Raw genomic sequence first — 12,893 nt, 5'->3', positions numbered from 1 at the left:
TCGACGTCACCTGACCGGCCCGAGCTCGTCCGTCGTCTCGCCGGCGAGGGCCGCAAGGTCGGCGCGCAACCCTGGGTCGGCCTGGCTGGTGGCGAGAAGCTCAGCGAGGTCGGTGCGGGAGAGAAACGTGGGCCGCGACGACGTCACGGGGCCGATCTCCGCCACGGGACGACCGTGCTGGGTCACGGTGAGGCGCTCGCCGTCGGTGACGCGCCTGAGCACGTCGCGCGTGTGGTTGCGCAGGTCCCGAACTGCTACCTGTCCCATGTGCGTCATTGTAGCAAAATGCGCACATGCCTCAGGAGGACGATTCCGGTGCTCCGGTGCTCGTGTGCACCGTCGGGACAACCTGATCCGGGCCTATCGACGATCGCAGGTGGGGCAGACGCGCTGAGTCGTGCGGTGGGCGCCGTTCGTCCCATCGCCCGTGACGCGGCACGATGGACCCCATGACCGATGCCTCCCAGTCGCCGCCCGAGTCCGCCGAGCTCCGCCTGTGGGGCGGCCGCTTCTCCGTCGCGCCCGCCGACGCGCTGACCGAGCTCTCGCGCTCCACGCACTTCGACTGGCGGCTCGCCCGGCACGACATCGCGGGCTCCCGCGCCCACGCCCGGGCGCTTGCCGCGGCGGACCTGCTCACGGCCGACGAGCTCACCGGGATGCTGGCTGCCCTCGACCGGCTCGAGGCCGACGTCGTCTCCGGCGACTTTGCCCCCCATCCCGACGACGAGGACGTCCACACCGCCCTCGAGCGTGGCCTCATCGAGCGGGCCGGCAGCGAGCTCGGCGGCCGACTGCGCGCCGGCCGTTCGCGCAACGACCAGATCGCCACGCTCGTGCGCCGGTATCTGCGCGAGGAGGCTCGCCACGTCGGCTCGCTCCTGCTCGACGTCGTCGATGCGCTCATCGACCAGGCCGCCGCCCACCCGGACGCGATCATGCCCGGCCGCACGCACATGCAGCACGCCCAGCCGATCCTCCTCGCGCACCACCTGCTCGCCCACGCGTGGCCGATCATGCGCGACGTCGAGCGGCTCCTCGACTGGGACGTTCGCGCCGCCCTGTCCCCGTACGGCGCGGGGGCGCTCGCCGGCAACACGCTCGGCCTCGACCCGCACGCCGTCGCCGCCGAGCTCGGGTTCATGGGCGCCGAGGAGAATTCGCTAGACGCCACCTCCGCGCGCGACGTCGTCGCCGAGTTCGCCTGGATCACCGCGATGGTCGGCGTCGACCTGTCCCGGATCTCCGAGGAGATCATCGTGTGGGCCACCAAGGAGTTCGGTTTCGTCACCCTCGACGACTCCTACTCCACGGGGTCGAGCATCATGCCGCAGAAGAAGAACCCCGACGTCGCCGAGCTCACCCGCGGCAAGGCCGGCCGCCTCATCGGCGACCTCACGGCGCTGCTCGTCACGCTCAAGGGACTGCCGCTGGCCTACGACCGGGACCTGCAGGAGGACAAGGAGCCGGTGTTCGACGCCGTCGACACGCTCTCGGTGCTGCTGCCTGCCGTCGCCGGGCAGATCGCCACGCTCACGTTCCACACCGACCGGATGGCCGAGCTCGCGCCGCAGGGTTTCTCGCTCGCCACGGACATCGCCGAGTGGCTCGTCCGCCAGCGGGTGCCGTTCCGGGAGGCCCACGAGATCGCCGGCGGCTGCGTGCGGGTGGCCGAGTCGCAGGACAAGGAGCTGTGGGACCTCACCGACGCCGAGCTCGCGTCCGTCTCGGAGCACCTCACGCCGGAGGTGCGCGAGGTGCTGTCCGCCGAGGGGTCCGTCGACGCCCGCGACGGCCACGGTGGCACCGCGCCCGCGCGCGTGCTCGAGCAGCTGGCCCGCGCGGGCGAGCTGAGCCGGCAGCTGCGCAGCGCACTGGTGGGGGAGCGGTCCGACGAGGAGGACGCCTGACTCCCGACGCGGTCCGCGAGTTCCTCTCCCGGCCCGCGACCGAGGTGGCGCCGGAGCTGCTGGGGAGCGTCGTCGTCGTGCGGTCCGAGGAGGGCGAGGTCGCGGTGCGGCTGACGGAGGTCGAGGCCTACCTCGGCCCCGACGACCCCGGGTCCCACGCCCGGTCCGGCGTCCCGACCGCACGCACCGCTCCGATGTTCGGTCCCGCGGGCCACGTGTACGTCTACTTCACGTACGGGATGCACACCTGCCTCAACCTCGTGTGCGGCACGGACGGGCAGGCGACCGGTGCGCTCTTGCGCGGCGGCGAGGTGGTGCGCGGCCACGAGCTCGCACGCGGCCGACGGCGCGGGGCCAGGACCGACGCCGGCCTCGCCCGGGGGCCGGGGAACTTCGGGCAAGCCCTTGGGCTCTCCCTGGACGACTCCGGAGCCGCGCTCGATCCCGAGGGCCGGATCTGGCTCGAGGTCGCCGAGCATCGCGTGGCGCACCGGTCGGGGCCGCGGGTCGGCGTCTCGGGCGAGGGCGGCGACGGCGAGCGGTTCCCCTGGCGGTTCTGGGAGCCCGGCGGCGTGGGCGTCTCCGCCTACCGCCCCGGCAAACCGCGCTCCCGGTGACCCCCAGTTCGTCGAGTGTGCGGTTGCCGACCCTCGAGAGTGCGGCCCAGAGCAACCGCCACCGTTCGCATCGTGGGCAGCGTGCTCCTTGGACTGCTCGGACTGGCACCCCTGGTGATGGGAGCCGAAGGCGTCGTCGCGTTCTCCGGCTTGTTCTTCGTCGTCGTGTTCGGCGTCGTCCACCTGAGACGGATGCGGCACAACTACCACCTCGAGCTCACGCCGGAGGACGTCCCCCTCTTCCGGTGGGTCGGCGACGACAAGCAGGACATGCACCGAGTTCCATGGCGGAACGTCCTCGAGGTGACCACGGTCCGGTTCGGCAAGCAGATCGAGGCACCGAGCTACCCGTCGGTCATCGCAAGTAGAGTGTTCGGGATGGGCCGACGTCCGGTGGTCCGCACGACCCTCACACGCAAGATCCGTGGTGAGCGAGTGACGATCGATCAGCCGCTGGCGATCGACCGGTGGGAGCTGGTGGAGCTCCTCAGAGTGGCGACGGAGCGGTTCGACCCGCGGCCCGAGACCTCGACGGACTGAGCACTCGCAGGGGCACTCGTCGCTCCCGCGACACCGCTACCGCCCGCTGCCCGATCGGCAAGACGCACACGGACACCCTTGCAGCCCGGCATCCGATCGAGTTAGGTAAGCCTGGCCTAAATGAGGGAGTGTCGATGTCCGAGCAGTACCCCGCATACAAGCGCACCGCCGTCAGCGCGGCCAACGCCCTGTACGCCCGCACGATGTCCGTGGCCCCGCTGCGCGACGTCTACCCCGAGTTCCCGGCCCGCGTCACCGGCCTGGCGGACCTCACGCCATCCTTCCGGCGGGTGCGGATCACCGCCCCGGAGCTGGCCGGCGTCGATCGGCTCGGCCCCGACGAGTACATCGGCATCTACATGCCACCGGCCGGCACACCGCTGCGCCTGCCCGCCCCGGCCATCAACCCCCGCGGACCCTTGAAGAAGCTCCCCGAGGCCGAACGCCCCGAGCTGCGCTGGTACACGATCCGCGCCCAGGAGCCCGGCTCGGACACGATCGACGTCGACGTCGTCGCGACCGGCCACGACGGACCGGGCTCACGGTGGATCGAGCGCGTGGCCGTCGGCGACGAGATCGGCGTGCGCGTCCAGTCCGCCCCGTACGGCAACGCCCCCGCCGAGGGCCATCACGTCCTCGTCGCCGACGAGACCGGTCTGCCCGGCATGCTCGCGATCCTCGATGCCCACCGCGGCGACCCCGGTAGGCGCTTCACGGCGATCCTCGAGGTCCCGAGCCGCGACCTCGTCACGGGCGAAGTGGACGAGACGGAGATCGACGTCGTGCTCCGGGGCGAGGACCCGCCCGGCAGTGCGCTTACCCCGGCGCTGGCGGCCGCCGACATCGACGACGCGACCTACGGCTGGGCCTGCGCCGAGGCCGCCGCCGTGGCGGGCGCCCGCCGACACCTCGTCAAGGAGCGCGGCCTGGACCGCCGCGCCGTCATGTACTCCGGCTTCTGGAAGGTTGGCCGTGCGCGCCTCTGACCCCACCGTTGACCCCATCGCCCGCGCAGGCTCCGGCTCGACCGCCGGATCGAACTCCCACCCCACCGACGTCGAACCGCCGCTCCCGGCCCTCGGCGTCCCGCGCTACCCGCTGCTGCTCGCCCTCTACGTCTCCCAGTACCTCGGCATCGGGTTCCTCTTCTACGGGACCGCGTCGATCCTGCGGGAGATGGGCGCGTCGCTCGACTCGCTCGCCGTGCTGTCCTCGCTCGGGATGATCTGGGCGCTGAAGTTCCTCTGGGCGCCGCTCATCGACCGGGTCGGCCCCGGCTGGCGCGGCGGCCACTACCGTACGTGGCTCCTCGTCCTGCAGCCCGCGTGCGCCGCCGTGCTCGTGGCGATGTCCTTCCTCACGGACATCGGCGAGCAGTACGGGATCTTCGTCGCGCTGACCGCCCTGTACGTGGCGGTCAGTGCTACGCAGGACATCGCCGTCGACGCCTTGGCCGTCCGGCTCGTCCGCCCGCACGAGCGCGAGTCCGTCAACGGCATCCAGGTCTCGGGCAGCTTCGTCGGCAACATCCTCGGCGGCGGCCTCACCGCCATCCTCTACGAGGTGACCGGTTGGCAGGTCGCGCTCCTCACCCTCGCCGTCTGCACGCTCCTGCCGACGCTCGCCGTCCTCGCCCTGTGCGAGCCCGCCCACCGCCGCCCAGCGCGACCCGTGCCGTGGTCGGCGACCTGGACCCTCCTGCGCCAGCCCGGCGCGACGCTCTGGGTGTTCGCCGCCGTTCCCGTGACCTGGGGCGGGCTGACCGCCGCCTACGGCGTCCTCAACCCCGCGCTCGTGGATGCGGGATGGTCGGTCGGTGAGATCGCCGCCGTGCTGACGATGTTCGGCGGGATCGTCGCCGGGCTGGTCAGCATGGGGGCCGGTCCGATCCTGCGCCGGATCGGGCGGCTGCGGAGCCTGGTCGCCGTCGGCGCGCTCACTGCGCTCGGCGTCGCGGGGTTCCTCCCGGTCGCCGGCGGCTGGGCGCCGACCGCGTACGTCGTCGTCGTGGTCGCCGTGTTCTTCGCGGCCTACGCCGTCGGGTCGATCATCGTGTGGACGATCAACATGGACTACGCGCGCGCCGAGTCGCCCGGCACCGACTTCACCGCGGTGAGCTCGTTCGCCATGCTCGTCTCGTTCGCCGGTGGCGCGGTCGCGCTCTCGCTCGCCGACACCTTCGGGTACGTCCCGGTCCTCGCCACCGCCGGCGCCGTCCACGTGGCCGGACTCGTTCTGCTCGCCCGCCACCAGCGGCGCTTCCGCACTGAGAGCCTCAACGCCGGCGCCGGACCGCTCGCCGGGGCCGCCGGGGCCGCCGTGGTCCCGTCCCCGCACCGCCCGGAGGTGCCGTCCCCGTCCGGCCGGTGAACGACGACGTCGGGCCCGGGCGTGGCACGACCGCCGAACGGAGGGTGCCCTGGTGGCACGATGGGCCCCGGCCGTCGTGCACGGCGGCCCGCGCCCGGCGGGCGCGCCCATGAGACATGAAGGAGTCCGCGTCGTGACCGACGTCCTCGACGAGCTGCAGTGGCGGGGCCTCATCGCCCAGCACACCGACCTGGACGCGCTGCGCGCGGCCCTCGCCGACGGACCGGTCTCCTACTACTGCGGCTTCGACCCGACGGCGCCCTCCCTCCACCACGGCCACCTCGTCCAGCTCCTGCTGCTGCGCCACCTGCAGAACGCCGGCCACCACCCCTACGCGCTCGTCGGCGGCGCGACCGGCATGATCGGTGACCCACGCATGAGCGGCGAGCGCAAGCTCAACACCGCCGAGACCGTCGCGGAGTGGACCGAGCGCCTGCGCGGCCAGGTCTCGAGGTTCCTCTCCTTCGAGGGGGACAACGCCGCGACGGTCGTCAACAACCTCGACTGGACCGCGGGCCTGACGGCGATCGAGCTCCTGCGCGACGTCGGCCAGCACTTCCGCATGTCCGCCATGCTCGCCAAGGACACCGTGGCCACGCGGCTCGCCTCGAGCGAGGGGCTCAGCTACACGGAGTTCAGCTACCAGCTGCTCCAGGGCATGGACTTCCTCGAGCTCTACCGCCGCCACGACGTCACCCTCCAGACGGGCGGGAACGACCAGTGGGGCAACCTCGTCTCCGGCCTCGACCTCATCCGCAAGGTCGAGGGCACGAGCGTCCACGTGCTCACCACCCCCCTCATCACCAAGGCCGACGGCACGAAGTTCGGCAAGACCGAGGGCGGCGCCGTCTGGCTGGCTCCGGACATGATGAGTCCGTACGCCTTCTACCAGTTCTGGCTCAACACGGCCGACGACGACGTGGTCCGCTTCCTCAAGATCTTCACCTTCCGCACCCGCGAGGAGATCGAGGCGCTGGCCGCGGAGGTCGCCGACCGGCCCTTCGCCCGCGCCGCCCAGCGCACGCTCGCCGAGGACGTCACCACCCTGGTCCACGGCGCCGACGCGACGGCACGCGTCCAGGCAGCCTCCGCCGCGGTGTTCGGCAAGGGCGACCTGCGCGACCTCGACGCCGACACCCTGCGCGACGCCACCGCCGAGCTCCCGCGAGCCACCGGGGTCGTGGGGGAGACCAGCATCGTCGACCTGCTCGTCGCGACCGGCCTCGAGGCCGGCCGGGGCGCGGCCAGGCGGACGATCGCCTCGGGTGGTGCCTCGGTCAACGGACACAAGATCGACGACGACGAACGACTCCTCGCAGCGGGCGACCTCCTCGCCGGCGGGGTCGTCGTGCTGCGTCGAGGCAAGAAGAACATGGCGATCGTGGAGACCCACCAGGGCTGAGCCCGAGGGGCGGCGAGCGACGCGCCGAGGACTCCGTGCCCCCGCTCACCGAGCGGTGCGGCAGGTCACCTGCGAAGGGCCCGGATCAGGTTGACCTGGTCGATCCGGCCCGCGTAATGTGGCATCTCGCCGCACGGACCGGGACACCGGATCGGACGGGGCGCAAGCTCCCAGATCCGCCGGGCCAAGGCACAACATCCACAAGGAGCGCTGGCTCAGCCGACGCCCCGGAGGATGGACCGGAAGTAAGTCCAGTCACAAACCGCGAGAAGTGGTCAGAGGCCGGATGAACTTGTGGTTAAGATAGTCAAGTTGCCCTGATGCTGTGGGCCTGGGTGTTTCTGGGTCTGGGTGTTGTGGGTGGGTTGTTTGAGAACTCAACAGTGCGTGATTGTTTTTGATGCCATGTGTGTGGGGGTGTCGATGCGTCGTGGCCGGCTCGTTGTGGGTTGGTTGTGCGTGTTGGTGTCCTCGCATGTTTTTGTTTGTTTTTTTGGCTCTGCCAGCTTGTTTTTCCTGGGTTGGTGGGGTTGGTTGGGATCGCCTGGCTCCTTGTTGGGGGTTGGGTTGGTCTTCGTATGGATAGTCGCTCTGGCTGGCCTGTGGGTTGGTTGGGGTGCGAAACTTTTACGGAGAGTTTGATCCTGGCTCAGGACGAACGCTGGCGGCGTGCTTAACACATGCAAGTCGAACGGTGAAGCTCAGCTTGCTGGGTGGATCAGTGGCGAACGGGTGAGTAACACGTGAGTAACCTGCCCTTCACTTCGGGATAACCTCGGGAAATCGGGGCTAATACCGGATATGACATCTGCTCGCATGAGTGGGTGTGGAAAGATTTATCGGTGGAGGATGGGCTCGCGGCCTATCAGCTTGTTGGTGGGGTAATGGCCTACCAAGGCGTCGACGGGTAGCCGGCCTGAGAGGGTGACCGGCCACACTGGGACTGAGACACGGCCCAGACTCCTACGGGAGGCAGCAGTGGGGAATATTGCACAATGGGCGAAAGCCTGATGCAGCGACGCCGCGTGAGGGATGACGGCCTTCGGGTTGTAAACCTCTTTCAGCAGGGAAGAAGCGAAAGTGACGGTACCTGCAGAAGAAGCGCCGGCTAACTACGTGCCAGCAGCCGCGGTAATACGTAGGGCGCAAGCGTTGTCCGGAATTATTGGGCGTAAAGAGCTCGTAGGCGGTTTGTCGCGTCTGCTGTGAAAACGCGGGGCTCAACCTCGCGCCTGCAGTGGGTACGGGCAGACTAGAGTGTGGTAGGGGAGACTGGAATTCCTGGTGTAGCGGTAAAATGCGCAGATATCAGGAGGAACACCGGTGGCGAAGGCGGGTCTCTGGGCCATCACTGACGCTGAGGAGCGAAAGCATGGGTAGCGAACAGGATTAGATACCCTGGTAGTCCATGCCGTAAACGTTGGGCACTAGGTGTGGGGCCTGTTTCCACGGGGTCCGCGCCGTAGCTAACGCACTAAGTGCCCCGCCTGGGGAGTACGGTCGCAAGGCTAAAACTCAAAGGAATTGACGGGGGCCCGCACAAGCGGCGGAGCATGCTGATTAATTCGATGCAACGCGAAGAACCTTACCAAGGCTTGACATATACCGGAAACATCTAGAGATAGGTGCCCCGTAAGGCTGGTATACAGGTGGTGCATGGTTGTCGTCAGCTCGTGTCGTGAGATGTTGGGTTAAGTCCCGCAACGAGCGCAACCCTTGTCCTGTGTTGCCAGCACGTAATGGTGGGGACTCATGGGAGACTGCCGGGGTCAACTCGGAGGAAGGTGGGGATGACGTCAAATCATCATGCCCCTTATGTCTTGGGCTTCAAGCATGCTACAATGGCCGGTACAAAGGGCTGCGATACCGCGAGGTGGAGCGAATCCCAGAAAGCCGGTCTCAGTTCGGATTGGGGTCTGCAACTCGACCCCATGAAGTCGGAGTCGCTAGTAATCGCAGATCAGCAACGCTGCGGTGAATACGTTCCCGGGCCTTGTACACACCGCCCGTCACGTCACGAAAGTCGGTAACACCCGAAGCCGGTGGCCCAACCCTTGTGGAGGGAGCCGTCGAAGGTGGGACTGGCGATTGGGACGAAGTCGTAACAAGGTAGCCGTACCGGAAGGTGCGGCTGGATCACCTCCTTTCTAAGGAGCATCTGGCACTCACAAACCCCCTTCTGTCCGCTGTCCTGGCACTGCGGGCCGGCCCCCTCTTTTCGGGAGCTGGCCCGGTTGGCCGGTCGGCTGGTGTGGGGGTTGGTTGGTGGGCCGAGTGGCCTGCTGGTTCCGCCCGAGCCGTTGGTGCTTGGGGGTGTGGGTGGTGCTCATGGGTGGAACATCTGAGATGGTCACGCGCTGTTGGGTCCTGAGACCACCCACCCCCACGAGTTGGTGTGGGGTTGGTTGTCTTGGTGCCCTGCTCACCGAGCCTGCCACTGTTGTGGTGGGGGTTGGTGGGTGTGGGTGGGTTGTTTGAGAACTGTACAGTGGACGCGAGCATCTTTGTATGTTTTGTTGAGTGTTGTGTTCCTTAATTGTGTTCCACCGTCCGCACGCGTTTTCGTGTGTGGGTGGTGGTGAGGGAAGTTTTTAAGAGCATTCGGTGGATGCCTTGGCACCAGGAGCCGATGAAGGACGTCGTAGCCTGCGATAAGCCGCGGGGAGCTGGCAAACGAGCTGTGATCCGTGGATGTCCGAATGGGGGAACCCGGCCACCGTCATGGGTGGTCACGCGCGCCTGAATGTATAGGGCGTGTGAGGGAACGCGGGGAAGTGAAACATCTCAGTACCCGCAGGAAGAGATATTCCGTGAGTAGTGGCGAGCGAAAGCGGATCAGGCTAAACCGTGCGTGCGTGATGAGCCGGCAGGCGTTGTGCGTGCGGGGTTGTGGGGCATGTCCGTTCCTTTCTGCCGAAAGGGGCGCTGCAGTGATCGTTGTGGGAGCTGAAAGGTCTGGGAAGGCCTGGCGTAGAGGGTGAGACCCCTGTAGGCGTACCGCGACGCGTGTGGTGTGGATGTGTTCCCGAGTAGCACCGGGCCCGTGAAATCCGGTGTGAATCTGGCAAGACCACTTGCTAAGCCTAAATACTACCTGGTGACCGATAGCGGACAAGTACCGTGAGGGAAAGGTGAAAAGTACCCCGGGAGGGGAGTGAAATAGTACCTGAAACCGGATGCTTACAATCCGTCGGAGCCTCCATAGTTGGGGTGACGGCGTGCCTTTTGAAGAATGAGCCTGCGAGTTAGTGGCGTGTGGCGAGGTTAACCCGTGTGGGGAAGCCGTAGCGAAAGCGAGTCCGAACAGGGCGTTTGAGTCGCGCGTTCTAGACCCGAAGCGAAGTGATCTACCCATGGGCAGGTTGAAGCACGTGTAAGAGCGTGTGGAGGACCGAACCCACTTAGGTTGAAAACTGAGGGGATGACCTGTGGGTAGGGGTGAAAGGCCAATCAAACTTCGTGATAGCTGGTTCTCCCCGAAATGCATTTAGGTGCAGCGTCGCGTGCTTCTTGCCGGAGGTAGAGCTACTGGATGGCCGATGGGCCCTACAAGGTTACTGACGTCAGCCAAACTCCGAATGCCGGTAAGTGTGAGCGCGGCAGTGAGACTGCGGGGGATAAGCTTCGTAGTCGAGAGGGAAACAGCCCAGATCATCGGCTAAGGCCCCTAAGCGTGTGCTAAGTGGGAAAGGATGTGGAGTTGCAGTGACAACCAGGAGGTTGGCTTAGAAGCAGCCATCCTTGAAAGAGTGCGTAATAGCTCACTGGTCAAGTGATTCCGCGCCGACAATGTAGCGGGGCTCAAGCACACCGCCGAAGCCGTGGCACCACAGCATGTCCCAAGCCCCCCCTTGTGGGGTGGTTCAGGGGTTGTGGTGGGTAGGGGAGCGTCGCGTGGGAGGTGAAGCTGCGGGGTGACCCAGTGGTGGATCCTACGCGAGTGAGAATGCAGGCATGAGTAGCGAAAGACGGGTGAGAACCCCGTCCGCCGAATGACCAAGGGTTCCAGGGCCAGGTTAATCCGCCCTGGGTTAGTCGGGACCTAAGGCGAGGCCGACAGGCGTAGTCGATGGACAACGGGTTGATACTCCCGTGACCGGCGAAGGACCGCCCATACCGAGCCCGGTGATGCTAACCACCCAAACCACCTTCATCGCCCTTCGGGGCGAGTGGGTGGGGCGCGTGGGACCCGAACCGGTAGTAGGTAAGCGTATTAACAGGGGTGACGCAGGAAGGTAGCCGCGCGATCCTTATGGCTTGGATCGTTCAAGGGTGCAGGGCGAGACACAGGTAAATCCGTGTCTCACATAGCCTCAGGCCGGATGATGACACCGTATGGTGGAAAGTGGTGATCCTCTGCTGCCAAGAAAAGCCTCGACGCGAGGGACTAGCCGCCCGTACCCTAAACCGACTCAGGTGGTCAGGTAGAGAATACTAAGGCGATCGAGATAATCATGGTTAAGGAACTCGGCAAAATGCCCCCGTAACTTCGGGAGAAGGGGGGCCCTATGGGTGATCACCACTAGCGGGTGTGAGCCTGGCGGGCCGCAGAGACCAGGGAGAAGCGACTGTTTACTAAAAACACAGGTCCGTGCGAAGTCGCAAGACGATGTATACGGACTGACGCCTGCCCGGTGCTGGAAGGTTAAGAGGACGGGTCAACCCCCTTGTGGGGGTGAAGCTCAGAATTTAAGCCCCAGTAAACGGCGGTGGTAACTATAACCATCCTAAGGTAGCGAAATTCCTTGTCGGGTAAGTTCCGACCTGCACGAATGGCGTAACGACTTCTCCGCTGTCTCGACCATGAACTCGGCGAAATTGCATTACGAGTAAAGATGCTCGTTACGCGCAGCAGGACGGAAAGACCCCGGGACCTTTACTATAGCTTGGTATTGGTGTTGGTTGCGGCTTGTGTAGGATAGGTGGGAGACCGTGAAGCATGCACGCCAGTGTGTGTGGAGTCATCGTTGAAATACCACTCTGGTCGTTACTAACGTCTAACCTCGGTCCGTGATCCGGACCAGGGACATTGCCTGGTGGGTAGTTTAACTGGGGCGGTTGCCTCCTAAAGAGTAACGGAGGCGCTCAAAGGTTCCCTCAGCCTGGTTGGCAATCAGGTGTTGAGTGCAAGTGCACAAGGGAGCTTGACTGCGAGACAGACATGTCGAGCAGGGACGAAAGTCGGAACTAGTGACCCGGCGGTGGCTTGTGGAAGCGCCGTCGCTCAACGGATAAAAGGTACCCCGGGGATAACAGGCTGATCTTGCCCAAGAGTCCATATCGACGGCATGGTTTGGCACCTCGATGTCGGCTCGTCGCATCCTGGGGCTGGAGTAGGTCCCAAGGGTTGGGCTGTTCGCCCATTAAAGCGGTACGCGAGCTGGGTTTAGAACGTCGTGAGACAGTTCGGTCCCTATCCGCTGCGCGCGCAGGAAACTTGAGAAGGGCTGTCCCTAGTACGAGAGGACCGGGACGGACGAACCTCTGGTGTGCCAGTTGTTCCGCCAGGAGCACGGCTGGTTGGCTACGTTCGGGAGGGATAACCGCTGAAAGCATCTAAGCGGGAAGCCTGCTTCAAGATGAGGTTTCCACCACCGTTTGGTGGGAAGGCCCCCTATAGACCATGGGGTTGATAGGCCGGATGTGGAAGCGACGAAAGTCGTGAAGCTGACCGGTACTAATTGGCCGACAACTTCCAACACACAACACCCCCACACGCACGCACCGCGTGCATACGAGGGTGGGACATGAGGAAGAAACGAGCACAACACGCAACAACTTTGCGCGTCCACTGTACGGTTCTGGAACCACCCACCCCCAAACCGGCCACCCCACCAGGTGGTCATGGGTTTGGAGGGTAGATACAACTGGATGATGGTTCCGCCAGGTTACGGCGGCAATAGCGAGGGGGAAACGCCCGGTCCCATTCCGAACCCGGAAGCTAAGCCCCTCAGCGCCGATGGTACTTCACGGGCGACCGTGCGGGAGAGTAGGACACCGCCGTACACACCATTCTGAAGGCCCCCACCAACACCGGTGGGGGCCTTCAGCCAT

At 65.8% G+C, this 12,893-nt stretch carries 7 protein-coding genes and 3 rRNA genes; 9 read left to right on the top strand and 1 reads right to left on the bottom strand.

The window, feature by feature from the left end; all coding sequences use genetic code 11:
- Nucleotides 1–6: 6 nt before the first annotated feature.
- Complete coding sequence (locus tag ACZLKG_RS09415) at nucleotides 7–267, bottom strand: type II toxin-antitoxin system Phd/YefM family antitoxin (RefSeq protein ID WP_425710189.1); 261 nt, start codon at nucleotides 265–267, stop codon at nucleotides 7–9.
- A gap of 182 nt (nucleotides 268–449) precedes the next feature.
- On the opposite strand from ACZLKG_RS09415, the gene argH reads away from it, so the two are divergent.
- The 9 genes from argH to rrf all read left to right on the top strand — a co-directional run bounded on the left by argH (nucleotide 450) and on the right by rrf (nucleotide 12,845).
- Complete coding sequence (argH, locus tag ACZLKG_RS09410) at nucleotides 450–1,910, top strand: argininosuccinate lyase (protein WP_425710188.1); 1,461 nt, start codon at nucleotides 450–452, stop codon at nucleotides 1,908–1,910.
- A gap of 44 nt (nucleotides 1,911–1,954) precedes the next feature.
- Nucleotides 1,955–2,527, top strand: coding sequence for a DNA-3-methyladenine glycosylase (locus ACZLKG_RS09405; RefSeq protein WP_463648586.1), 573 nt, complete (start codon nucleotides 1,955–1,957; stop codon nucleotides 2,525–2,527).
- A gap of 72 nt (nucleotides 2,528–2,599) precedes the next feature.
- Complete coding sequence (locus ACZLKG_RS09400; protein WP_463648585.1) at nucleotides 2,600–3,067, top strand: hypothetical protein; 468 nt, start codon at nucleotides 2,600–2,602, stop codon at nucleotides 3,065–3,067.
- Nucleotides 3,068–3,201: 134 nt separating this feature from the next.
- Nucleotides 3,202–4,053, top strand: a complete 852-nt coding sequence (locus tag ACZLKG_RS09395) for a siderophore-interacting protein (RefSeq protein ID WP_425710186.1) — start codon at nucleotides 3,202–3,204, stop codon at nucleotides 4,051–4,053.
- Nucleotides 4,040–5,437: an MFS transporter gene (locus tag ACZLKG_RS09390; protein ID WP_425710185.1), complete on the top strand. Its 1,398-nt coding sequence runs from the start codon at nucleotides 4,040–4,042 to the stop codon at nucleotides 5,435–5,437. Before ACZLKG_RS09395 ends, ACZLKG_RS09390 begins: the two co-directional genes overlap by 14 nt.
- 133 nt (nucleotides 5,438–5,570) lie before the next feature.
- Nucleotides 5,571–6,839: a tyrosine--tRNA ligase gene (gene tyrS, locus ACZLKG_RS09385; protein ID WP_463648584.1), complete on the top strand. Its 1,269-nt coding sequence runs from the start codon at nucleotides 5,571–5,573 to the stop codon at nucleotides 6,837–6,839.
- A gap of 626 nt (nucleotides 6,840–7,465) precedes the next feature.
- Nucleotides 7,466–8,986 (top strand): 16S ribosomal RNA (locus ACZLKG_RS09380).
- 434 nt (nucleotides 8,987–9,420) lie between these two features.
- Nucleotides 9,421–12,540 (top strand): 23S ribosomal RNA (locus ACZLKG_RS09375).
- A 188-nt stretch (nucleotides 12,541–12,728) separates the two neighbouring features.
- Nucleotides 12,729–12,845, top strand: a 5S ribosomal RNA gene (gene rrf, locus ACZLKG_RS09370).
- Together the 16S, 23S and 5S rRNA genes form the textbook arrangement of a ribosomal RNA operon.
- Nucleotides 12,846–12,893: the final 48 nt, after the last annotated feature.

It is taken from the genome of Georgenia sp. Z2081 (assembly GCF_055326445.1).
Note: the sequence above shows the minus strand (reverse complement) of the source record. Positions and strands in the feature narration are given on the sequence as shown.